Genomic DNA, 21,954 nt, shown 5'->3' on the forward strand with positions numbered 1-21,954 from the left:
TTCGCGGCCGCTAAGTCTCCCATCGCAGGGGGAGCGATTGCAGGCCGACTTGGCCGCCGGTCTCGTACAGCGCAACATTGGGATCGAGGCGGTAGGTCGGGATCCGCCTGTGCCACTCCTCGAGCGCGATGCGCAGCTCGCGGCGGGCCAAGTGTGACCCTAGGCATCGGTGTGGCCCTGCGCCAAAGGCGATGTGGTTGTTGGGGGTTCGCGCGATGTCGACTGAGGTGGCGTCGACGAACGCGGCATCGTCTCGGGTGGCGGCGTGCAGTGGCAGGTTCACCATGTCCCCGGCCTTCATGGGGCAACCCTGCACGGTGGTGTCCGTGGTGACGCGGCGCGCCGAGGTGACGATCGCGTAGCCGCGAAGGAATTCCTCGACCGCGGTCGAGATGGTGTCGGGCGCGTCGACGATGCGCTGCCGGTCGGCAGGGTGGTCGGCCAGGTGCCAGAAGATCCATCCGAGAGTCGCCGTGACGGTGTCGAGTCCGGCCATGAACATCAGCAGGCAGAATGAGAGCAGGTCGGCGTCGCTGACGGGGCGGCCCTCGATCTCGTAATGCAATGCCTTGCTGACGATGTCATCGCGTGGCTCGGCACGTCGCTCGGCGATCACGCTCGCGAAGCGACCCATGACGGCGCCCATGGCGTTGGCGGCGCTGTCGCGTCCCGCAGGGTCGGGTGTGCTGTGCATGATGGCGTTCTCCCAGGCGAGGAACTGGTCGAGCTCGTCGGCGGGAAGTCCCATCATCTGAAGGAAGATGGTAGAGGGGAATCGTGCTGCGAAATCGGCGATGAAGTCGCAGCGTCCCTTGTCGGCGACGGCGTCGACGCACTCGATCGCGCGGCTGCGCACGGTGTCGTCGAGCCGCTCGATGGCCTTAGGTGCGAACAGCGGACCGAGTTGGCGACGCCACTGCCGGTGCTCGTCGCCGTCGAGCATTTCGGGGATCCACTTGTACTGGGGATCGGGATCCATCGCGGTGACCACGCTGCTGGAGAAGGTCTCCGGATCCTGCAACACCTGAAGAATTCCCTCATGGTTCACGACTTCCCAGAAGCCCGGCCCGAACTCATTTCGGTACCAGGGGGACTGCGATCTGAGGTGGTCGTAGGTCGCGAAGTGGGTGCCGACGGGCTGCGTGGCGGTGTAGTCGTAGTTCAGAGTGGTTTCGGCCTGACTTGGCCGGCTGTCGGCGGTAGTCATCGGGGTCAGCCTCCTTGGTGGATGAATGGGGTCGAGGAGCGACGGACTTCTAGGCGAAGAGGCCGACGTCGGGCGTACCGCCGTCGACGGTGATTCGCTGACCGGTGATGTACTCACCGTCCCGCGAGGCGAGGAACGCGACGATCCCTGCGACGTCCGGTGGGCGGCAGGTCCTACCGAAGGGGTAGGACGGTTCGAGCTCGGCGATGGTGGCGCCGGCCGTGGCGGCGACGAGCCGCTCGCCCATGTCGGTTGCGACGAGGCCGGGTGCCACGATGTTCACGCGGATGCCGTGTGCGCGCTCCTCGCGAGCGAGGGTGAACGCCGCGGCTTCGAGCGCGCTCTTCGCCAGGGTGTAGGCCGCAGCACCCCGATGGTGCTCGCGGGTAATAGTGCTGGAGATCGCGACCACGTCGGCGCGGCCCGCCGTTCGGAGTTGCGGCAGGGCCGCTCGGATCAGGGCCAACGGCCCGAGCAGATGGACGTCTAGAAGACGCTGGTATTCCGATCGGTCGGTGTCGGCGATGGTGGTGCCACGCGATGCCGTCCCGGCGTTGCTGACCAACAGGTCGAGAGCGCCGAGATCACCATCGATAGCCGAAAGCATTTCTGTAACGGAACTTTCGTCGGCCACCGACGCCTGGTAAGCCCTTGCGCAACCGCCCGCGGCGGTGATGTCCTCGACGACCCGGCGCGCGGCGTCGGCGTCCCTCCGGTAGTTGACGGCCACGGCCGCGCCGTCGCTGGCCAGCCGCAGCGCGATGCCCCGACCCACGCCGCGGGAGCCCCCGGTAACGAGGGCGACCCGCCCGATCAGGGGTTCATCCACGATGCTGGCTCGCGAATGCCGCGGGGGTCACCTCGGCCACAGGTACACCACGACGGCCAGGATCGACATCAAGCCGTAACAGCTCAGCAGCAGGTATATCGTCTCGCGGCGCAGCGCTTGCGCCGTTGCCGGGGGCTGCATCAGTGCGTGCAGGCGGTCGTCGTCGGTGGGACTCACGGGTGTCCTCGCTTTGCGTGTCAGGGAACGTAGATGCTGTGGCTGCCAGTGGCCACCCGCATGAACAGAAGGGGCAAGACGGTCATGGCGAAGAACGAGATCTGAAAGACGACGAACCACGAAGCGAACCGGGCGAGTTCGAACTTCCACCGCGAGATGGTCACCTGATAGTCGAGGAAGGCGTCGAACTCGGCGGTGCGGTTGACCGGAGCCATCGTCCTCTGGTCGGCGACCAGAGTTCCTCCGCTGACCCCAGACCGTGGGGGGTGCCCCGCATCCTGGACCGGCGGCCTGGGTCGAGTGAACCGTTGGAGCCCGATGAAGCGTTCGAAGTGGTTCAACGTGCGGACCGGTGGCTTCCCGGCCCAGTAGGCGATCAGGTTCGGCCAGAACGACATGATCCCGATCGTCCACAGCAGCGTGAACTTCCCCCCGTTGGCGAAGTCCATGTGGGGCCCGAAGCCCGGGTCATAGACCCACCAACCCATCGCAGCGGCGGTCGATTCGACGAGGAAGTCCCACGCGTAGTTGACCGGGATGGCTAACACGGCAATGGCTTTGAGCAGGCTCCAGCCGTAGCGGCGGACCAGGAACTGGCCCAGTTTCAGGACGAGCCAGGCATGCACGGTCCAGTAGCAGGCGTAGGCGAACGGCATGAACAACGGATCGTGAGGTGTCTTGAGCGGCAACCACTCCAAGAGGTGGTGTTGGGCGAAGGTGGGACTGTAGATCAGTTCCTGACCCCAGTCTCCGATCGTCTCCATCCAATAGACCAACATGCTGTTGGTCAGAAACAGGAAGCCCCACGTCAGGCGCCGGCGGCTGATGGTGTCGATCACCGCGAGCAGCACGACCAGACCTCCGAGGATGGGGATGACCCAGTTGAAGAACCAGACACCGCTGGGATGCAGCAGTGCCGGCGGGGTCGGCGGCACGGTCAACGGAAACGTCATCGATCCTCCATCCACGAGCAGGGAGCGATTCAAGTCACATCGCTCCCGCGACGTGACATAGGCCATACTCCGATGTAACATACAGCTGTATGTTTTCGGCAGTCAATGGGTCTCCCTGACGTGATTCGGGGCTCCATGGTCGCCCACGGCCGCGGCATCGATCGTCGGTCAGTGCATGAAATGCCGTGCCAGAAGGGATGAACCGGGTGCAGACGCCGTGTCATCGAACTCGTGACCGAGGTGCGCGGTGAATGCGACCGCGCGATCCGCGGGCTCGGCGCCGGAGGTAAGGCTGTCCCGGCCGCGCGCCGGGGTAGTTGCCATCGACCTGAACCGGCCGCACCGATTGAACGCTCTGACCGCGACGATGGTCGAGTCGATGCACGAGGCGTTGACCGAAGCGGGCAGCGATCCGCAGTGCAGGGTCGTCGTCCTTGGAGGGGTTGGACGGGGATTCTGCGCAGGCCTCGATCTCGATGGATACGCAGATGACACCGTCGGCCATGACGTTCACGCGAAGCTGGCCGTGCAGCGGCACATTGCCTCGCTCGTTCAGCGCATCAGGTCGCTACGGCAGCCCGTCATCGCGTCGGTCAACGGCGCCGCGGCTGGCGGTGGTCTGGCCCTGGTTTGCGCATGCGACGTGCGGCTTGCATCGATCGACGCCGTCTTCGCGGTGTCGTTCATCAGAGTGGGTTTCTCGGGGTGCGACATAGGAACGTCGTGGATGTTGCCGAGGCTGGTGGGCGCCGGTCGTGCGCATGAGCTGATGCTGACCGGTCGACGGTTCGACGCAGCAGAGGCACTGCGTATCGGTCTCGTTGCGGACGTGGTCGCGGCGGAGGATTTGGCTGGCCGCGTGACGCAAACCGTCGACGCGCTACTGGCGGCCCCTCCGTTGTCGTTGGCCCTGACCAAACAGGGAATGTGGCTCTCGCTGGAAATCCCGTCCTTCGACGCAGCGGTCGAACTGGAGAACCGACAGCAGGTGCTGACGGCCTTGACCCAGGATCAGGCCGAAGCGATGGCCGCGTTCCGCGATGGCCGTGAACCGAGGTACTGCAACAGATGACGAATTGCATCAGGCGGACAGGCAGACGACGATGACGATTACTGCGCAGCAGGATGACGCGTCGACCCTCAGCGCCGACCTGCTGGCCTGGGTGCAGGACGTCTTGGGCGCCACCATCGTCTCGGTCGACCGGCGCCCCGGCGGCGGCCGACGGGAGGCCTGGTTCCTAGACGTGCGTTACCCCGACGGATCAGCCGGCGAGCTGTTCCTGCGCTACGACCGCACGGACCCGACCGTGACGGGTGATCCCTTCACCCTCAGCCGCGAGGCAGCGTTCTTCGCTGCCATGGCTGACAGCGCTGTGCCGGCGCCGCACATCCATGCGGTCCACCCGAGGGAACAGGCGATCCTTGCCGAGCGCGTCGCCGGTGAGACGTGGTTCTCTCGATTGAAGGACCCCGACGAGCGCGTCGAGGTTGCGACGGACTTCATGCGCATCCTGGCCGCACTGCACGCCATCGAGCCACGCGGACTCGATCTGGACGAGGGGGTGAATCCAGGTGACTTACCCGCACACGTCGCCGTCGAAATCGACCGGTGGGAAAGGTTTTATCGCACCAGTGAGGCGCCGCCCGACCCGCTCATCGAGGTTGGCTTCGCCTGGCTAAAGGCCAACGTTCCGAAGGCGTCGGGACCGGTGGTCATCGTGCACGGCGACGCTGGACCGGGAAACTTCCTGTATCGAGACGGCCGGGTGAGCGCGGTGCTCGACTGGGAGTTGGCCCACCTGGGTGATCCCCACGACGACCTGGCGTGGGTGAGTGTTCGCGCGGTCCAAGAGCCCTTTACCGACCTTCTCGAGCGATTCGACGACTACGCCAGGTTCAGCGGCAGGCCGGTGGACGTCTCCCGGGTGCGGTACTACCGCGTGTTCGCCGAGCTGAGGATCCTGGTGCTCAGCCACCACTCCGTCGGGCATTCCGATCCGCTCGGGGAAGTCGGCAATGCCTTGATCTACACCGCGCTGCACCGTCGACTGTTCGGTGACGCGATGGCCGACGTGCTCGACGTCGAACTGCAACGACCCACCACGCTCGATGCGCCGGTTACGGCCCTCGCCTGGTGGTACGACGCGGCGCTGGCGCAGCTGGGTCAGATCGTCGTCCCGCGTAGCACGGACCCCTTCGTCATCTTGCGCAGCAAGGGCATTGCCAGGATGTTGAAGTACCTGCGCGAGATGGATCGGCTCGGCCCCGCGGCCGAGGTCGCCGACCTCGAGGACTTGGCTGATGTGCTTGGCGCCCGACCGGATTCGGTGGCCGAGGGCATCGCCGCCTTACTCGGCCGGTTCAACTCGGGCACCGTCGACGTCGCTTCGGTGGTACGAGTACTGCACCGCCGGACGCTGCGGGAGATGCAAATCCTGCGTCCGGCGATGGGTAGGCTCGTCGAACGTACGTTCGACCCGCTGGAACGGCCATGATCGGTATCGGGAACGGCCAACGCGGTCAACGGATTTCGTGGATCGTCACCCATCGAGGAGAAGGACGAGGCAATGGTTGAGCACGTCGTGGTTTCAGATGCTGATGTGGGCCAGCGTGTGTGTGCTGCGCTCGAGGCAGACGGAGTGGTGGTCGTCGAGGGCGCGATCGACTCCGACATGATCGCCCGGGCCAAGGAAGCGCTCGAACGCGGCGCCCGCGAAGACGAGGCCCACGGCTTCCAAGTCCGTGGATCTGCCTATGACCCAGACGAACTCAACGTTCGGGTTCGGAACTTGCCCGGCAAGGATGCAGTGTTCCGCGAGATGCTCGAGCTTCCAGCGCTTCGGGCCGTGGTCACTGGTTGGCTTGGTGACAGCGTGCGACTGTCGAACTTCACGTCCAACACCACCCTGCCTGGCGCCGGTGCGATGGCGTTGCACGCCGACCAGAACCCGATCCCGGCCCCGTGGCCGCCCTACCCATGCACCGTGAACGTGGCGTTCGCTCTAGACGATTTCACCCCCGACAACGCCACTCGCTACGTGCCGGGAACGCACCGTGAGAGCGGCCCTCCAGCTTGGCATGGAACGCATCCCGGCGCGGTCCCACTGTGCGGGCCTGCTGGATCAATGATGTTCATGGAGGGCCGCATTCACCACCAGACCGGCGCCAACACCGGAACGACCCCCCGCTCGGGGGCATTCGCGTTCTTCGCGCGTTCCTTTCTGGCCCCGCAATTCGAATGGCACCGCGGCATCCTCCAGGACCTGCGCGCCACGCTGAGCCCATGGCTGCGCGAGATCATGGGGTTCGGGCAGTCCGGCGGCACCGCCAACTTCATCCCGGAGAACGCCGCCGCTTCGACAACCCCCGCACCGCGATGACGGCCAGCCCGGCGCGCGCGAACGCCATCCCCGGTCCCGTCGTACCGGAGTCCGAGCAATTCATGCCATCCGATGACGGTCTGCACACCCCGGGCGGCGAGTTCTACTTCAACGAAACCTACTGGTTCTCGTTCTTCGCCCCCGAACGGGGCCTCGGTGGGTGGCTCTACTCGGGCGTCCGGCCCAGTGCCGGCGTCACCACCGGTGGCTGCTGGATTTGGGATCCAAAAGGCACCGACCCGTGGGAGATCTTGTTCTTCGAGCAGTTCAACTGGCTCAAACCACCGGTGGTCGCCGACGCCCACCGGCTCGTCCTCGCCAACGGCAACACGGTGAGCACTGTCGAGCCTGGGCAGACCTACGATCTGGCCTTCGACGACCGTGAGCGTCTGCAGGCCCGCCTGCGGTTCACCGGCAGCGAGCGCCCAGTACCGCTACGCCCAGGCACCCCGCCGTATCCGAAGGCGTCGCACTTCGATCAAACCGGACGGGTTACCGGTTGTCTGATTCTGGATGGCGACCGCATCGACATCGACTGTTACGCCATGCGTGATCGGTCCTGGGGGCCGCGTCGCGAACGCGGTTATCAAGTGATGGCCTACACCTGGCTCGCCGACGATCACACCTCGCTGCTGGCCTACTCGACGCCCCGACGCGACAGCGATCGAACCGACGACGTGTACGCCGGCTACGTCCGTCGCGGCGGCGCTGTTCGCTACCTCGCGTCGGGTGCGCGGCAGGTGCGCCGCCACCCCCACGACAAGTGGATTACGGACGTCTCGATCGACTTGGTCGACGACGACGGGCGACCCTTAATCGCACACGGCCGGGCCGTCAGTCGAATGATCCTGCCAACCGCCACCAGTGTGTGCGTGAACTCGCTGATGGAATTCACCGTGGACGGTCGGACCATTTATGGTGAGGACCAAGATGTTTGGCCGATGAATGCCTGGCGAACCATGCGTTGAATGATGGCGATCGACCCTCCGCGCGGGTGGTTGAGGCTGTCCCGGCGATCAGCGCAAAAGCCTGGCTGTCTCGCTAACGGACCGTCTGTCGGCCGCCTAGATGTAGCCTGTCAGGAGGTTGGTGTCCGTCGGCTGATCGGCGGGAGGCCACCGAGTGCGCTGTGACGTCGTCGAGTGTTGTAGTGCTCGAGCCAGGGCGCAAGGGCTTCTGATTGCATTGGGTCTGCCGGAGGCTCGAACTATTGGATTCCCAAAAGGGGTTGGTCGGTCCTTTCGTCATCGTGGAACGTGGCCTCGTACTCTGCGGGCGGTAGGTCTTAGAGATAACAGTGCAGGCGGCGGGTGTTGTGCCAGTGCACCCATCCCAGGGTGGCCAGCTCCACGGTCTTCCACGGGCCGGCCCGGACGGGTCCGTAGATCAGCTCGGCCTTGTAATAGCCGTTCACCGTCTCGGCTAGGGCGTTGTCGAAGCTGTCCCCGACGGTCCCGCTGAAGGGCACCGCGCCGATCTCGGTCAGGCGTTCTGGCCGTAGCGGATGGGCGTGGACTGACCCGGCATCGGAATGACCTCGCAAGCCCGCCAACGTATTCCCGTGTGACCAGCGCGTCATCTCAGTGGCATCGAGCACCATGGTAATCCGCGTGTGCGGCGGAAGCGGCCACCCCACGATTATTCGACTGAAGACATTGGTGAGAAAGCAGACATACGCTGCCCCGGCCCACGACGGCACGGACGTCTAGTCGCTGACCTAAAACGCATTAGGCGCCGTGGCGGTGAACTTGCGCTTCACCAGATGCGGGGTGCCGCGGCGCACCTGGGTCAGCTTTGGTGGTGCGCACTTGTTTGCCGCGACGCACCCCCTCTATTCCGGCCGCACGCATCAGCCACCCGACCTGATCACGGCCCACGTCGTGGCGGGCGCGGCGGGCGGCCTTCCACAGCTTTCGCACGCCCCAGACCCGGTAGTTGTCCTCCAACATCTCAGTCCGGATCGGGATCAACCGGGCATTAGAGGCCGTCGCCCAACTTGGCCCACCTTCTCCAATTCACGACGGAACCATCTTGGCATGGTCCGGATGTCAGGAAGGTCTGCACAAGACTCTTGCGACGTGACGTGCCGCGGCAGTGCTGACGCAGATCGCAGCAGCCGCAACGCAGTCCTGCGTCGCCGCCAGTCCGCGTGGCACGACTGTGTTCCCGGGAGCGCGAAGAAGCCTGGACTGAACCGACGCTCCGGACCGCCGTGGCACAACAGTTCATGTCGACCCGAGTGTTTTCAAGCGTTGGACGGAGCTGTAATCGATCAGACGATTCGGCGTCGCCGATGCGGTCAACGTTTACCGGCGGGGCGCACAGTCGGCGAGAGTGCGGAACCGTTGAGACAGCGAGCGGCAGTCCCGACTCAGGTATGCGCCGGTCGGGCGGCCGTATACCGGCCGGCCGACAGAAAGATGCGACGAAGATTGACGAGCTCAGACGACACGCCGAAGTCTTGTCAAAGTAGCCAGGCGTGTCTTGTCAGTGTTAATTGCATCTCGACATCGGCTGCACTGTCGCAGGCTCCCAGGCGCTGTGTTGTGTCGTCGTCGTTGAGTTGTCCTCGTGTGTGTCCTCCGCCGCTGCTATTGGGCGGCGACATCACGTCGGATCACCGCGTGACCGCGAATGATGCTGCGTCGACGACGCCCCTGTATGAAGCCCACGACACTGAGAAAAGGGAGCGTGACGATCGCCTTGACGGGCCAGGCGGGCGGGGATTCCCGTGCAGGGTCTGCCGACGGCGACCGGGGCTTGTCCGGAGATGGCTGCGTGGGTGGGGATGGCGGGGTCAGAGTCGTCCGAATGTGTGATGTTGGGCAAGGTATTTGGTGATGGCATCGGCGATAGCCGTAGGTTGTTCGGGGAACAGTGCGTGGCTGGCGTCGGCGATCACCGTGGTGGTGACGCGGCTGCCATATCGGTGGCGCAGGTCGCCCCATTCGGCGCGTTGATGGAACGGGTCCAGTGCAGCAATGATCTCGAAGATTGGCGCGTTGCCAGCGCCCCAGTAGCGGTTCACGTCCGCGTGGCGCACGCAGTCGACCTGCATGGCCAAGGTCTCGGGGTACCAGCCGGTGAGCCATTGCGACGCGTCATGACCGGGAGCGAAGAACGCTAAGCGCAGCGCTGCGAGCCGCTCGCCTTCACTCAGGGTAGGGTCCGCGGCGCGCATGGGTGCCGAATCAACCTCGGGTGCAATGGTTTTCCCAGATGCTGCCGCCAAGATCACGCAGGCGACCTGGTCCGCGTAATGGACCGCGGTCGCACGGGCGACGAAGTTTCCGAAGGCGTGGCCGAGGACGACCGCGGGCCCGTCGGCCAGGGCTGCTATCACTGCAGCGACGTCGCGGGCCATGTCGTCGAAGCGCACGGCAGTCATCGGACCGGACGAGCCGGCGACGCCGCGTGGTTGAGGACGCAACACCCGGTACCCCGCTCGTGCCAGCGTCGCAGCCAATGCGTCGAAATCGTTTCCCCCGTCGCGTCCGTAGGACGGTAGGAGGACGATCGCCGGGCCGTCTCCGTCGACGTAGGTCTCGATGGATGTCGCGCCCGCGATGACCATGTCAACGTGTGGAGTCATGATGGGTCCGAGGCGCTCGCGGCCGCGGTCGGGTAGGTGAATTCGGCGCGAAGTAGCGCGGCCCGACGGGTGACGCCGTCGGGGGGAGCAGTGGTCCCGCCGTCGGTGGTGAGGTAGGCGACGTGGCCGTGGTCTCCTGCGCCGCGTCCCCACGCGGCACTGGACGGCCCGACGAGAGTGTCGTCGAACGGATCACCGGCGATGTGGCGGACTTCGCTGCCGTGCCGCGGCGTGAGCGGCACTCGATCGAAGGTGTTGGCGCGATGCCTGGTGACGTAAGCGAATCCGGCTTCCTCGTCGAGGCAGAAGTCATCGGCGTTGTCGATCGCCGCGACGAACTGCGCAGGCCCGGCCGGATCGAGGGTGGCAGCGTCGACGGGCACGCGCATGAACACCTTCTGCGCGGTGGAGGTGTAGTACAGGTAGCCGTCCTGTGCGCCGTAGCGCACGCCGTTGACGCCGGGTTGCGGTGGGGGAGGAACGCCGCTGTCGGGGTCGAACGCCATGGTGTCGTCGGACAGCCATATCCGCGCGGTGGCGCTGCGGGCGTCGTCGGCGAGGTCGACGCGCCAGATGAGACCGGCGAAGCAGTCGGCGATCGCCATCACCGTTGGTCCGAGTAGGCAGCTGCCGTTGAGGCCGCGCACACGGTCGTCGAAGGTGTAGACGATCGTTGGATGGACCGGTGTGCCTGGTGTCCACCTGGTGAAATCGATTCGCACCAAATGTGATTCGTGAGTCGTGTAGGCCTCGGTCAGGCTGATGACGAACACGTCGGGGGCGATCTCGACGATTCCGGTCACGGGGTGCTCGAAGGTGTGTACCAGGACCGGCTCGACGACGGCACCGGGAGCCGCTGGTGGCACCCACCAGAGTTCCTTCTGTAGCACCGCAGTGATCAGGACGGACTGGTCCATCCGGACGGCCAGGTTCTCCAGAAAGTACTTCTGCGGAAAGTAGGCCACCGGAGTCAGTGTGACGGTGGGCAGCGGCGCAATGGCCATGATGGTCCTTGGTCCTCAGGGAGCGGGAATGGCGAAGACGTTGAGAATGGCGCACACGGTGTGATAGAGGCCTACCAGCACGGTGAGCTCGAAAACGCCTGGCGGACCTAACGTCTGCTCGGCCAGGCGGTAAAGGTCGTCGTCGACGCGATGCGCGGTGGACAGCGCTCTCGCCAGCCGGTGAGCGGTCTGCTCAGTGTGGGTGAGACCTTCGGGCATCTCGCCGGCGGCCAGCGCAGCGACGACCGCGTCGGACAGGCCGGCGCAGCGCGCGACCGCGCGGTGCGCATAGAGCTCGTAGGGGGCCTGCCACAGCGCCCCGATGGTCAAGATCACCACTTGGCGCACCCGCTCGTCGAGTGAGGTGTGCTGCTCTTCGGTCGCCTGCAATTGAAGGAATGCGGTACCGATCTGGGGGCTGAGCAAGCTGGGGTTGAACGGTCCAATGAGGCGCCCGTCAGCCAACTTTGCCGCGAAACCCGTTCGCGTCGCCCACGGCACGGCGTTGGCGGTGATGTGGTCGAACAACTCACGCTGCGCGCCGGTCAGCGAATCCGGGTCGGCGAGCGTCAGCCGACCACCCAGGCCGTTTCCGTCGATGCTCACTGGTCCAAACCCTCGGCGTTGGCCGGCACGTCGAAGGCGCCGAGCGTCATGCACACCATGGTGAACCAGCCCAACAGCACCGCCACGTCGACGATGCCCGCATCCCCAAGCAGTTCCTTGGCGCGCCGGTACAAGCCCATCGGCACGATCCGCGGGGCGACCAACGCGGACGCGAGCTCGTAGACGACTTGTTCCCGCGAATCGTCGAAAGACGTTGGGAGTCCAGCGATCAGCGCCTCGACCCGGCGCGGATCCAAGTGTCCGTCACGTTCGCCGATGAGCTCGTGCTCGTAATTGGCATAGGGGCTACGCCACCGCGCATTGACGACGTTGGTCGCGATCTCGATCTCCGATTTCGTCAAGGTCGACTCACGCTGGAAATACGCCCCCGTCGGCACGATCGTCTTTGACAGAGTGGGGTTGGCAAGCCAGATCTTGTGCGGTCCCGGCACGAGCCCCCGCAGTTCGCGGGTGAAGTCGTAGGCCTCCTTCGTCTGCGGTGTCATCGCCTCGACCGGCGTCTCCACGTATCGGCCGAACGTTCCGAAATCGCCCTCCGTACTCACGTCGTCTCCCGTCCACCCCAATTATCCGCGAATGATCGTTCGCTTTTAAGCGTGCACCGGGCGGACTGCTCTGTCAAACGCGAACGCTCGTGTTTTTTCTATTACGGTGGAGCCATGCCCAAGGTGACGAGTGAGTACCGCGCGGAACGGCGCGCGCACATCATGGCCGCGGCCCGCCGATGCTTCGTCCGTGACGGGTTCCATGCGTCGTCGATGCAGGACTTGGTCGCCGAGGCCGGTATCTCCTCGGGCGCCGTATACCGCTATTTCGCCAGCAAGGATGAGGTCATCGAGGCGATCGCCGCAGAAAATCTCGATCAGGTGGTCGCAGTCCTGGCACAGGCCATTGGAGAGGGCGCCAGCCCGCAGGCGGCACTCACGGCGGTGCTGGAATTCGTCACCACGCGCCATCGCGAGGACGGCTTCGCCGCCATCGCCGTGCTGGTCTGGTCTGAAGCCTTGCGCAATCCACCACTGGCCGACCACCTGCGCGAGGCCATCACCAGCGCGTTGGCGACGCTGAGCGGCGACCCGCACGCCGCCCCCGATGGGGGAGCACACGGCACCCGTACCGACGACACCGCTCACCACGAACCCACGGCAATGGCTGAGGTGCTGTTGTGCGTGCTGCCCGGTTATCTCATGCGGTTGGCGCTCGGCGGAGCCGAGGCGGTCGCGAACGTGCCCGGCGCCGTCGAGAGGGTGCTCTTCGTCACCGGTACATCACCGGCCCACCCCTGACCCGACGGCATCAGCAGTTCCGAAAGCGAAACACCCAATTTAACTAAGCGCCGCTGGTGGTCGATCATTGCGGGGCGCCTCCGTGGGTGTCGAATCACCATCATGAGTTCCCGAGCCGAGACGAGGTGGTCTCGTCGTGAATCTCGATGTGGCCTCGCCGTGAACCTCGATGAATCCCCATGGCGTGATCCAGTTTCGAAGTAAGGGGCCAGCTGCACGTGCGACTAGTTCAGGTTGTCGATGAAGAGGTGCATCGTGAAATCGAAGCGGTCGTGTCCGCTGCCGCCGGTCAGTTCTGCGGCATGGCGCCGGGTGTGTGGGAATTCGTCGGCCGGTAGGGCGGTGAGCCGGCGGATCAGCTCCTCGCGGTCGACGACCCAGTTCTCGTCGTCATCGTGTCGTCGCTGGTGGACTAGCGAGAGTTCCAGGGTGTAGGCGGCGACGTACAGAGACAGCGCGTCGATGGCCCATGCCGCGCGCTGGGGAGGAACGCCACCGGCGAGCGTAATTGCCAGCATCCCCTCGGCCACGCGAAGGGTGTCGAGGTTGGTCGACGCCGTGGCCAACGCGGCGCTCGCGATACCCGGGTATCTCAGGTATTGGTCGCGGATCTGGACGCAAACGTCGAAGAGTTGCTCCCGCCACTGGGTTGGTTGTGGTTGTGGCAGAACGAGTTCCGAACACAGCCTGCCGATGAGTAGCTCATCGATGTCGGACTTGTTGACCACGTGAACGTAGAGCGATGCCGGCCCGGTGCCCAATGCCTGGGCGACGCTGCGCATGGTCAGGGCGTCGTGACCCTGCGTGGCCACGATCTGCAACGCCGCGTCGATGATCCGCTCGACGGTGATGGGGTCCTTTCGTGGTCGTGGCGGCGCACTCGCGCCACCCGGTCGCGCATGCCGAGCAGCCCGGCGCTGCTGGGGATCAGGACGAGCCATGCCGCGGAATCCTACCTTGACACGAACAACAGTCAGTATGTAGAACTATGTTCGTTGTTACGAACACTGTTCGTCGGTGCCGAGCCGCTATGACGTTCGAGCCGTTCGATCGACGTGCCGACCGCCGCCCACCCGAGGGCGCAAAGGGGGACTGCCGTGCTCTATGACGTCATCATCGCCGGTGCTGGACCCGTGGGGTTGTTCCTGGCAGCGGAACTGCGTTTGGCCGATTGCTCGGTGCTGGTGCTCGAGCGCGCCCCAGATCCGCGGTCGCCGCACAAGAGGCTTCCCTTCGGTTTGCGTGGCCTCACCGTGCCCGCCACCGACGCCTTATACCGCCGCGGGCTGCTCGCCGCGATCACGGGCTCAGGAGACGACGATGGTGGCGCCGACAGCCAGGGCGGCTCATCGGGCGCCCTGGCGCAACGTCATCCTGGCCACTTCGCGGGCATCCCGCTGAGGGACGACAAGATCGACCTCTCAAGGTGGCCGTATCACCTGCCCAGCCCCACCGAGACCAACATGGCCGCCGAGATGGAGCACATCGAGACCGTGCTGGCCCAGCGCGCCACCAGCCTGGGCGCACACGTCCAGCGCGGCCACGGCGTCGACGAATTCACCCAAACCAAGGACGAGGTGATCGTGCGGACGGGAACCCAGTCGGTACGCGGTCGTTGGTTGGTCGGCTGCGACGGCGGCCGTAGCACCGTGCGCAAGGTCGGTCACTTCCCGTTCATCGGGACCGACCCGCAATTCACCGGCTACATGGCCCAGGTCGACATCGCCGATCCCGACAAGCTCAACCCGGGACGCACCCTGACACCGACCGGCCTCTATGAACAGTCCGAGCCCGGCTTCCTCGCCATGCTCGAGTTCGACGGCGGCGCGTTTCACCGCACCGCCCCAGTCACCCTGGACCACGTTCAGGCGGTGCTGCGCCGCGTGTCGGGGACAGACACCACGTTGACTGCGCTGCACCTGGCAGCGACGTGGACCGACCGCGCACAACAAGCCACCACCTACCGCGACGGCCGGATCTTGCTCGCCGGCGACGCCGCCCACATTCATTCCCCCCTGGGAGCCCAAGGCCTCAACACGGGGCTGGGCGATGCGATGAACCTGGGATGGAAGCTGGCCGCCACCATTCGCGGCGAAGCACCCGAGGACCTGCTCGACACCTACACCATCGAACGGCACCCCATCGCTGCCCACGTGCTGGACTGGTCACGTGCGCAAACCGCGATCATGGCGCCCACGCCCCAGGCTCGGGCGATCAACGCCATCGTGCGTGATCTCATCGACACCACCGACGGCGCCACCTACTTCGCCGAACGGTTGTGGAGCGCATCCCAGCGCTACGACATTCCCGGGGACCATCCCCTGATCGGGCGCAGCGCACCAGACTTCGAGCTCCCCGACGGAACACGACTGGCCGCCCTCCTGCACGACGGCAGGGGCCTCCTGCTCGACTTCGACGCCGCCGCACCGCTGCAGGCGATCCCAGGTGCGGACTTTCGCGGACGAATCGACTACCTCTGCACCGAGGTCAAGGACCGTCTCGGCCTGGCCGCGGTCTTGGTGCGTCCCGACGGAGTAGTCGCCTGGGCGTGCGATGACCGCCCCGACCCCACGCAGGCCGCCCACGCCGCGGCCCGATGGTTCACACCGCCGACCGACCCACAGGGGCGTCGGTGACCCCACTACGCGACGTCGTCGCCGTGACTCCGACCCATGGATAGGAGCAGCACCATGACGAACAGCAACAGCCCGCGATTCGAGGGCGACAATTGGGATCTGGCGTCGGGTGTGGGAGTCACCGCCACCGCCGTGGCGGCCCAACGCGCCCTGGCCTCCAAGGGCCCCAACCCCTTGATCGACGACGCATACGCCGAACCGCTGGTCACCTCCGTCGGGATCGATGTCTTCATTCAGCTGATGAACGGCGACGTCCAACTCGTCGACGATCCCGCCTACACAGCGCAGCGCCTCAACGAAGGCACCGCAGTCACCACCAGATACTTCGACGGATTCTTCCTCCAAGCCGCCCACGCCGGTGTGCGCCAAGCGGTCATCCTGGCCTCCGGACTCGACACCCGCGCCTACCGGCTCCCCTGGCCGACCGGAGTCGTCCTGTACGAGATCGATCAGCCGCGGGTCGTCGAGTTCAAGACCCGGACCCTCGCCGAACTCGGTGTGGCCCCGACCGTGGAGCACAGCGCCGTCGGGGTGGATCTGCGCGACGACTGGCCAGACGCCCTCCACGACCACGGGTTCGACTCGACCCAGCCCACCGCGTGGATCGCCGAAGGACTGCTCGACTACCTGCCACCACAGACCCAAGACCGGCTGTTCGACGCCATCACCACCCTCAGCGCCCCCGGCAGCCGTATCGCCACCGGTTACGTCCCCGACACGAGCGACCGCGTACAGAATGGCGGCCGAAAGCTCGACGAAGGCTGGCGACAGCTGGGCTTGAACATCAACTGGCCTGATCTGATCTACACCGGTGATCGCAACGACGCCGCCACCTATCTGTCAGCCCGCGGCTGGCACACCACAGTGCGCACTACGTCAGAGCTGTACGCCGACAACGGTTTCGACGTCCCAGAGGCGCCGTCCATGCTTGCCTTCGGCGACATCAAGTACGTGTCCGCCATCCGCGAGTAACTAATTGCATCGATCCTGCATCCCACGCAAGGACCAGAGCGGCGCCACACCCCGATGCCTTTGGCCGATGTCAAGCACCCCAAGCTGAGCGCGGTGTCGGCTGTGGTGCTCGTGCTTCGACGAATGCCCATACTGGAGCGAAGATCGTGCCAATCCTGCTGTCCAACAGCCTGATCGGGCCGATTGTCTTCGAAGGCGTCCTCCTTCAGCAGTCTCGCGTCGGCGGTTTGAGGGCACCACCGCGGCATTCGAAGGACTCGCACGCATCCCGGGGCCATGTCGGTTCAGCCGCGGTCGGCACGCAGGAAGAATGCCGCCAATTCGCTTGCCACACGGTCGGGTTGACCGTGTTGGTCGGCATTCCAGGGTCCGGTGTGGTCCATTCGGGGCAGGGTCACGCGGCGGCTGCGGGGGAGGGTTGCTTCGAGCGCGGTCAAGCCTTCGCGAAGGTATCGGGGGCTTCTGGTCCCCCCGAGTAGCAGTACGTCCTTGTTCAGTGCGCGGTAGTCATCGATGCGGCCGGCGATTCCGGTGAGCACGCGCAGGTCGTACCGCGTCGAGGGGATGAGTTCGGTCATGGGCGCGTAGTCGTTCGGCGGCCTCCTTGCCTGGTAGCGCATCAGTTGGCGGACGGCCGCTGCCAGCAGCGGTCGAGGAAGGGCGAGGAGGGGCGCCGGCGCCAGTTTGACGATGCGCATGAGGGTGACGAAGGCCGCGTCCAGTCGCCCGGCGTCGACCTCGCGTGAGAGACGCTCGATCTGCGCGGTCGGCATCCCGTGCAGTTGAAACGGTGGCTCGTAGAGCGCGACCGCGGTGACCGAAGGCAGTTGCCTGGCCGATTCGATGGCGATGAGCGCTCCGGAGCTGAGCCCGAACAGCAGCCGGGCGCCGGTCGCGTCGAGCACGGCCTGCACGTCCTCGACGTCGCGTTGATGGGTGTGCGCGTCGGTGAACGCCTTCGCGCTCGTGCCGCGTCCACGCCGGTCAGGCACCAGGACGGTGAACTGGGCGGCGAGCGCTTGCGCCAGTTGGTCGTAGTGCTGGGCGACTCCCATCGCGCCCTGGACGAGCACCACGCCTGGGCCGCTACCGTAGCGGCGGTGCCCGATGGTGGTGCCGTCGGCTGAGGTCACTGTCTCCGTGTGCATCATGCTCCTGTCTGTCTGCGGGGTTTTGACGTCGTGAGGGTGTGTCAAAGACGTTGTTCGGCAGCTAGTTTCGGGCGCGCAGCAAGTGGGCGGTGCGAGGATTCAGCTCGATCGAGCCGGCGTCGCCGACGATGACGGTTCCGCCGAGGGTGACGACGTGGCGTCCGAATCCGCAACTGGGTTCGAACGCGAAGGACATCCCGGGCCGCAGTTGCAGATCGGCGCAGGCTGTCGGAGACGACCCGACGCGGGGGTATTGCTCCATTCCGTCGACCGGATAGCCACCGCCGTAGCGGGCGATCGCGCCGAACGGATTCAGCGAGTGGATCTGGGGGCCGCGGACCCATCCGCCGGCTAGTTCCACCGGCGCGAGCATCGCTTCGGCAACCTCTCCGAAGGTCGCTGTCGGGGTGAGCGTCGCGAGACCGGCCTCATAGCACCTGCGGGCAACCGCTGCGGCAGCTTCGACGTCGGGGTGCACCTCGCCGAGGGTGATCGCGACCTGGTGCTGCGTTTGGAGCTGACCGAAACAGCTGAACACCTCGGCGGCGAGGAAGTCGCCCTCGCGCAGTGAGCGTGGATTTCCTGGTCGAAATCCCCAGTGGGGAGGGCCAGATGCGGCGAACTCCGCTCCCGAACACAGATGCATTCCGGGAATGACCGTCCCATGCATGTTGGCGGCGGCAGTTCCGGCCGCATAAACCAGGGCTTCGGGCACCCCGGGGCGGGCCGCGACCACCATCGCGTCGACGATTTCCTCACCGAGTCGTGCGGCATGACGCAACACCGCCAGCTCTTCGCCGCCGAGCGCCATGATGAGCCGCCCGAACTGGTCGCCGACGGGTCTGAAATCGATGCCGGGGAAGGCGGTGAGGATGTCGCGCCAGAACTGATACGGGATGACGCCGTGAGGATGCCAGGGGACGTAGGGGTCCAACCCGATGACCCCGATCCTCGACGTAGTCAGCTCGAGGGCGATCAACGCGTCGGCGAGTTGGTCCGAAGTGCGGCCGATGCGGATGCCTTCCGCCGACACCCAACACCGACCACCACGCCGCGTGGCTTCCAACCGGTCGAGTACGTAGAGCGGCATCGGTAGGAACGCGATGGGTTCCCCATCCCTGGGCATCAGGACCGTGGCGCCGGGGCGATCGTTGGTGAACCAGGTGTCGACGTTGAACTGCGACGCACCGGCGTCCTCGTGTTCGCCATAGACCAGCAGCGCAGTCAAACCGTGTTGGGCCATGAAGGCGCGCGCAAGGTCCCAGCGGCGGTCGCGTTCGGCCCACGTGAACGTGGGCACGTCGGCGTTGCCGAAGGTGTGATGGGGCACGGGTTCTTCCTTTCGGTGGACGGTGTGTGCCGGGTGTCGTCGGTCGTGATCAGGACGCCGCGTGCGCCGGGCGCCGGCGCAGGGTCGGGTCGAGCAGCGCGGGTGGCCGGTAGGCCATGTCGAGGGCGCCGACGTCGGTGCCGGGGGTGACGATGTCGTCGATGCGGTCGAGGATGTCGTCGCTGAGGTCAAGGTCGGCGCTGGCGAGCAGGTCCTTGAGGTGATCGAGGGTGCGTGGGCCGATGATGGTGCTGCTCACGCCGGGGTGGGCGACGGCGAACGCGAGCGCCATGTACCGCAGCGGCAGCCCGGCATCATCGGCCAGCGTGGTCAACTCCTCGACGGCGTCGAGGCGGCGTTCGTCGCTGAGGTGGGTGAAGATCGCCGCGCGGCGCAGGTCGGTCTGCCGGCCTTTGCGGGCGCGGCCGGTGAGCAGTCCCTGGGCCAGCGGGCTCCATGCCAGGATGCCCATGCCGTAGCGCTGTGCGACCGGCAGGACTTCGGCCTCGATGCCGCGGTCGAGGATGGAGTAGGGGGGCTGCTCGCAGCGGAACCGTTCCAAGCCGCGGCGTGCGGCGATCCATTGGGCCTCGACCATGTCCGAGGCGGGCATCGTCGAGCTCCCGATGGCGCGCACCTTGCCGCTGCGCACCAGGTCCGACAGCACCGACAGCGTCTCCTCGACGTCGGTGTCGGGGTCGGGCCGATGGATTTGGTAGAGGTCGAGGTAATCGGTTTGCAAGCGGCACAGCGATTTATCGATCGATGCGGTGATCCACCGCCGGGAGTTGCCGCCCTGATTGGGATCATCCCCGACCACCCGATGCACCTTGGTGGCCAGGATGACGTCGTCGCGTCGGCCCTTGAGTGCCTTGCCGACGATCTCCTCGGACTCTCCGCCGGAGTAGGCCGGAGCAGTGTCGATGACGTTGACTCCGGCATCCAGTGCGCGGTGAACGATGCGGATGCAGTCGTCGTGATCGGGGTTGCCGACCCCGCCGAACATCATGGCGCCCAACGCATATGGGCTGACCTTGATGCCGGTTCGGCCGAGGGTGCGATACCGCATGGCGTTCTCCTGATCTGTTGGGCCCGACTAGGGATCTTCGGTATGCGCGGCACGGCTTCGCTGCCGGGATACGTTGCCGCAGAACGGCTCTCATGTGTCTTAATCAGTCGAGATGGCTGCGCCAATCAGCGCCAACCGGTCGTGCCCTGTGTGACAATTACGAGGCCAGTCTCACTCGCCCACGGCGGCCTGACTAGGACGCGCTTGACCGCGGACTGTGAGTCCCTGGTTCAGCCCGGACGCCGCGAGGACACTGGGTGAATGAATCGTGACGCACTCGCCGAGTTCCTGCGACGCCGACGTGAGGTGATCAGTCCCGCAGACGTCGGGTTGTCGCCCGGTCCGCGCCGCCGCAGCACCGGCTTGCGGCGCGAAGACGTAGCCCACCTCACCGGCATGTCGGTCGACTACTACGGCCGCCTCGAACAGGCCCGCAGCACTCAGCCGTCCCCGCAGATCGTGCGCGCGCTCGCTCGCGCGCTGCGCCTGACCGACGATGAGACCGACCACCTGTACCGGTTGGCCGGTCATGCCGTCCCCGACCGCCTAGGGCGTTCCCTGCACGTAGGGCCCGCACTACTCTTCGTTCTCGATCAGTTGCGCGACGCGGCCGCCTTCATCTGCTCGGACACCGAGATCGTGCTCGCCCAAAACGACATGGCCAGAGCGCTGATGGGCGAAATACCAATCGGCCGTACCGGCCTTCAGGCCAGCATGTGCTGGCGTTGGTTCACCGATCCACGCTCCCGCGCGGCGATTCCGCCAGACGAACACGCCCAACACAGCCGCAGCCGCGTCGCGGACCTGCGTGCGGCATGGGCTCGCCGGCCCCACGACCCCGACATGCATGAACTCGTCGACGGCCTGCTCGAGCGCAGCCCGGAATTCGGCGAGTTGTGGACGCGTCACGAGGTGGCGGTACGGCGCGGCCAGCGCAAGACCTTCCTCACACAGGTCGGTCCCATCGTCTTGGACTGCGAAGTGCTGGCCGCCACCGATGGTCAGCAGCTCGTCGTGCTCGCGCCGCCAGCTGGGACCTCCAGCAGGGACCAGCTTCGACTCCTCGCCGTCGTGGGTCCCCAATCCCGTGATGGGCACCACGACCGCGCGACGGCAACGAATCACGAGAATTCCGTCGAGTGATGACCCAGGCCGTCGCGACGATGGCTTTCAAGCCGTTCGGCGGCAGAACCATTGTGACCGTGGTGATCAGCTTAGTGCGCGCAGACCGGCGACCGTTTGACGACCGGCAAGTTCGACATTGCCCATGAGCGATGCAGCGAAGATTGCTCAGATCCCGCGACGCGCCGAGGTCCCATCAAAGTACCCCGGCGATTCTCGTCAATGCTCGCTGCATCTCGACAAGTGGTGATGCTCAACCCGTGCCCTGTCAGCTGACGTGCGCCTGGCGACGCTCGCATCTCACCGCGACACGTCGAGAAAGGGCTCGCCCACCGAAAACCACCGAAGTCGTTGTGCAGCAGGACCAACGGGCGCATTGAGATCTCGAGGTACGCAGGTGTCGACGAGGCCATGCCCGGCCAGGTAGGCCGCCAGCGGTATCCTGCCGTCCTCGGTGAGCGAGAAACTAAAGCCCCGGTTCTCCGATTCGAACTGCACGATCTCCGAGGACAGGACGTGCAGCGAGGCCCGTCTATGAGACCGCTCGGTTCTAGAACTCATAAAGGGGAGACCCTAGAAACCTGGATGAGAATTCTGCCGGACTGAGGCAGCAGGTCGC

At 65.7% G+C, this 21,954-nt stretch carries 21 protein-coding genes and 2 pseudogenes; 8 read left to right on the forward strand and 15 right to left on the reverse strand.

Annotated features, from left to right (window positions below; all coding sequences use genetic code 11):
* Nucleotides 1-10: 10 nt before the first annotated feature.
* Genes G6N60_RS00365 through G6N60_RS00380 form a run of 4 tightly spaced genes read right to left on the reverse strand, consistent with a single transcriptional unit; the run spans nt 11 to nt 3,166 of the window.
* The gene (locus G6N60_RS00365; protein ID WP_163730884.1) at nt 11-1,207 is read right to left on the reverse strand and encodes a cytochrome P450; all 1,197 of its coding nucleotides are present in this window, start codon (nt 1,205-1,207) and stop codon (nt 11-13) included.
* A 49-nt stretch (nt 1,208-1,256) separates the two neighbouring features.
* Complete coding sequence (locus G6N60_RS00370; protein ID WP_246240135.1) at nt 1,257-2,036, reverse strand: SDR family NAD(P)-dependent oxidoreductase; 780 nt, start codon at nt 2,034-2,036, stop codon at nt 1,257-1,259.
* Between the two features lie 27 nt (nt 2,037-2,063).
* Nucleotides 2,064-2,213, reverse strand: coding sequence for a DUF7156 family protein (locus G6N60_RS00375; RefSeq protein WP_163730886.1), 150 nt, complete (start codon nt 2,211-2,213; stop codon nt 2,064-2,066).
* Nucleotides 2,214-2,233: 20 nt separating this feature from the next.
* The gene (locus G6N60_RS00380; protein ID WP_170312539.1) at nt 2,234-3,166 is read right to left on the reverse strand and encodes a hypothetical protein; all 933 of its coding nucleotides are present in this window, start codon (nt 3,164-3,166) and stop codon (nt 2,234-2,236) included.
* 247 nt (nt 3,167-3,413) lie between these two features.
* Here G6N60_RS00380 and G6N60_RS00385 point away from each other — a divergent pair, with 247 nt between their 5' ends.
* The 4 genes from G6N60_RS00385 (at nt 3,414) to G6N60_RS00400 (ending at nt 7,514) form a co-directional block, all read left to right on the forward strand.
* Nucleotides 3,414-4,238: an enoyl-CoA hydratase/isomerase family protein gene (locus G6N60_RS00385; protein WP_163730888.1), complete on the forward strand. Its 825-nt coding sequence runs from the start codon at nt 3,414-3,416 to the stop codon at nt 4,236-4,238.
* A gap of 31 nt (nt 4,239-4,269) precedes the next feature.
* Complete coding sequence (locus G6N60_RS00390; RefSeq protein ID WP_163730890.1) at nt 4,270-5,661, forward strand: phosphotransferase family protein; 1,392 nt, start codon at nt 4,270-4,272, stop codon at nt 5,659-5,661.
* Between the two features lie 72 nt (nt 5,662-5,733).
* Nucleotides 5,734-6,546 carry a phytanoyl-CoA dioxygenase family protein gene (locus tag G6N60_RS00395; RefSeq protein WP_163730892.1) on the forward strand — a complete coding sequence of 271 codons (813 nt, stop codon included), beginning with the start codon at nt 5,734-5,736 and terminating at the stop codon, nt 6,544-6,546.
* A gap of 251 nt (nt 6,547-6,797) precedes the next feature.
* Nucleotides 6,798-7,514 carry a DUF7064 domain-containing protein gene (locus tag G6N60_RS00400; RefSeq protein WP_246240137.1) on the forward strand — a complete coding sequence of 239 codons (717 nt, stop codon included), beginning with the start codon at nt 6,798-6,800 and terminating at the stop codon, nt 7,512-7,514.
* A gap of 110 nt (nt 7,515-7,624) precedes the next feature.
* Here the strand turns inward: G6N60_RS00400 and G6N60_RS00405 are convergent.
* The 6 genes and pseudogenes from G6N60_RS00405 to G6N60_RS00435 form a co-directional block, all read right to left on the reverse strand.
* A pseudogene (locus G6N60_RS00405) lies at nt 7,625-7,723 on the reverse strand (integrase core domain-containing protein); the annotation flags it as partial.
* 30 nt (nt 7,724-7,753) lie between these two features.
* Nucleotides 7,754-8,489, reverse strand: a pseudogene (locus tag G6N60_RS28435) (IS3 family transposase); the annotation flags it as partial.
* 854 nt (nt 8,490-9,343) lie between these two features.
* Nucleotides 9,344-10,120, reverse strand: coding sequence for an alpha/beta fold hydrolase (locus G6N60_RS00420; RefSeq protein WP_163730900.1), 777 nt, complete (start codon nt 10,118-10,120; stop codon nt 9,344-9,346).
* A 14-nt stretch (nt 10,121-10,134) separates the two neighbouring features.
* The gene (locus G6N60_RS00425) at nt 10,135-11,142 is read right to left on the reverse strand and encodes a hypothetical protein (RefSeq protein WP_163730903.1); all 1,008 of its coding nucleotides are present in this window, start codon (nt 11,140-11,142) and stop codon (nt 10,135-10,137) included.
* 15 nt (nt 11,143-11,157) lie between these two features.
* Entirely contained in the window at nt 11,158-11,748 is a 591-nt protein-coding gene (locus G6N60_RS00430; protein ID WP_163730906.1) for a carboxymuconolactone decarboxylase family protein, read from the reverse strand.
* Complete coding sequence (locus G6N60_RS00435; protein WP_246240139.1) at nt 11,745-12,275, reverse strand: carboxymuconolactone decarboxylase family protein; 531 nt, start codon at nt 12,273-12,275, stop codon at nt 11,745-11,747. The genes G6N60_RS00430 and G6N60_RS00435 overlap by 4 nt, the downstream gene beginning before the upstream one ends.
* 153 nt (nt 12,276-12,428) lie before the next feature.
* On the opposite strand from G6N60_RS00435, the gene G6N60_RS00440 reads away from it, so the two are divergent.
* Nucleotides 12,429-13,055: a TetR/AcrR family transcriptional regulator gene (locus G6N60_RS00440; protein ID WP_163730912.1), complete on the forward strand. Its 627-nt coding sequence runs from the start codon at nt 12,429-12,431 to the stop codon at nt 13,053-13,055.
* 224 nt (nt 13,056-13,279) lie between these two features.
* On the opposite strand, the gene G6N60_RS00445 is transcribed toward G6N60_RS00440, so the two are convergent.
* Nucleotides 13,280-13,996, reverse strand: coding sequence for a TetR/AcrR family transcriptional regulator (locus tag G6N60_RS00445; RefSeq protein ID WP_163730914.1), 717 nt, complete (start codon nt 13,994-13,996; stop codon nt 13,280-13,282).
* Nucleotides 13,997-14,152: 156 nt separating this feature from the next.
* On the opposite strand from G6N60_RS00445, the gene G6N60_RS00450 reads away from it, so the two are divergent.
* Both G6N60_RS00450 and G6N60_RS00455 read left to right on the forward strand, forming a co-directional pair.
* On the forward strand, nt 14,153-15,691 hold the full coding sequence (locus G6N60_RS00450) for an FAD-dependent monooxygenase (protein ID WP_163730917.1): 1,539 nt from the start codon (nt 14,153-14,155) through the stop codon (nt 15,689-15,691).
* Between the two features lie 54 nt (nt 15,692-15,745).
* Complete coding sequence (locus tag G6N60_RS00455) at nt 15,746-16,663, forward strand: SAM-dependent methyltransferase (RefSeq protein WP_163730920.1); 918 nt, start codon at nt 15,746-15,748, stop codon at nt 16,661-16,663.
* Nucleotides 16,664-16,947: 284 nt separating this feature from the next.
* On the opposite strand, the gene G6N60_RS00460 is transcribed toward G6N60_RS00455, so the two are convergent.
* From G6N60_RS00460 to G6N60_RS00470, 3 genes are all read right to left on the reverse strand, one after another.
* Nucleotides 16,948-17,796 carry an alpha/beta fold hydrolase gene (locus G6N60_RS00460; protein ID WP_163730923.1) on the reverse strand — a complete coding sequence of 283 codons (849 nt, stop codon included), beginning with the start codon at nt 17,794-17,796 and terminating at the stop codon, nt 16,948-16,950.
* A gap of 79 nt (nt 17,797-17,875) precedes the next feature.
* Nucleotides 17,876-19,144: a M24 family metallopeptidase gene (locus G6N60_RS00465; RefSeq protein WP_163730926.1), complete on the reverse strand. Its 1,269-nt coding sequence runs from the start codon at nt 19,142-19,144 to the stop codon at nt 17,876-17,878.
* Between the two features lie 49 nt (nt 19,145-19,193).
* Nucleotides 19,194-20,213, reverse strand: a complete 1,020-nt coding sequence (locus G6N60_RS00470; RefSeq protein ID WP_163730930.1) for an aldo/keto reductase — start codon at nt 20,211-20,213, stop codon at nt 19,194-19,196.
* A 261-nt stretch (nt 20,214-20,474) separates the two neighbouring features.
* Here G6N60_RS00470 and G6N60_RS00475 point away from each other — a divergent pair, with 261 nt between their 5' ends.
* On the forward strand, nt 20,475-21,356 hold the full coding sequence (locus G6N60_RS00475; RefSeq protein WP_163730933.1) for a helix-turn-helix transcriptional regulator: 882 nt from the start codon (nt 20,475-20,477) through the stop codon (nt 21,354-21,356).
* A 279-nt stretch (nt 21,357-21,635) separates the two neighbouring features.
* Here the strand turns inward: G6N60_RS00475 and G6N60_RS00480 are convergent, their stop codons facing one another.
* Entirely contained in the window at nt 21,636-21,833 is a 198-nt protein-coding gene (locus tag G6N60_RS00480) for a hypothetical protein (RefSeq protein WP_163730935.1), read from the reverse strand.
* Between the last annotated feature and the right edge of the window lie 121 nt (nt 21,834-21,954).

Source organism: Mycolicibacterium madagascariense, from assembly GCF_010729665.1.
GTDB classification, from domain to species: Bacteria; Actinomycetota; Actinomycetes; order Mycobacteriales; family Mycobacteriaceae; genus Mycobacterium; species Mycobacterium madagascariense.

What these genes read in the sequence shown, in the direction of transcription:
- G6N60_RS00365 (WP_163730884.1), bottom strand. Translation starts at nt 1,207, where the DNA reads ATGACTACCGCCGACAGCCGGCCAAGTCAGGCCGAAACCACTCTGAAC.
- G6N60_RS00380 (WP_170312539.1), bottom strand. Translation starts at nt 3,166, where the DNA reads ATGACGTTTCCGTTGACCGTGCCGCCGACCCCGCCGGCACTGCTGCAT.
- G6N60_RS00390 (WP_163730890.1), top strand. Translation starts at nt 4,270, where the DNA reads ATGACGATTACTGCGCAGCAGGATGACGCGTCGACCCTCAGCGCCGAC.
- G6N60_RS00395 (WP_163730892.1), top strand. Translation starts at nt 5,734, where the DNA reads ATGGTTGAGCACGTCGTGGTTTCAGATGCTGATGTGGGCCAGCGTGTG.
- G6N60_RS00420 (WP_163730900.1), bottom strand. Translation starts at nt 10,120, where the DNA reads ATGGTCATCGCGGGCGCGACATCCATCGAGACCTACGTCGACGGAGAC.
- G6N60_RS00425 (WP_163730903.1), bottom strand. Translation starts at nt 11,142, where the DNA reads ATGGCCATTGCGCCGCTGCCCACCGTCACACTGACTCCGGTGGCCTAC.
- G6N60_RS00440 (WP_163730912.1), top strand. Translation starts at nt 12,429, where the DNA reads ATGCCCAAGGTGACGAGTGAGTACCGCGCGGAACGGCGCGCGCACATC.
- G6N60_RS00445 (WP_163730914.1), bottom strand. Translation starts at nt 13,996, where the DNA reads ATGGCTCGTCCTGATCCCCAGCAGCGCCGGGCTGCTCGGCATGCGCGA.
- G6N60_RS00455 (WP_163730920.1), top strand. Translation starts at nt 15,746, where the DNA reads ATGACGAACAGCAACAGCCCGCGATTCGAGGGCGACAATTGGGATCTG.
- G6N60_RS00470 (WP_163730930.1), bottom strand. Translation starts at nt 20,213, where the DNA reads ATGCGGTATCGCACCCTCGGCCGAACCGGCATCAAGGTCAGCCCATAT.
- G6N60_RS00475 (WP_163730933.1), top strand. Translation starts at nt 20,475, where the DNA reads ATGAATCGTGACGCACTCGCCGAGTTCCTGCGACGCCGACGTGAGGTG.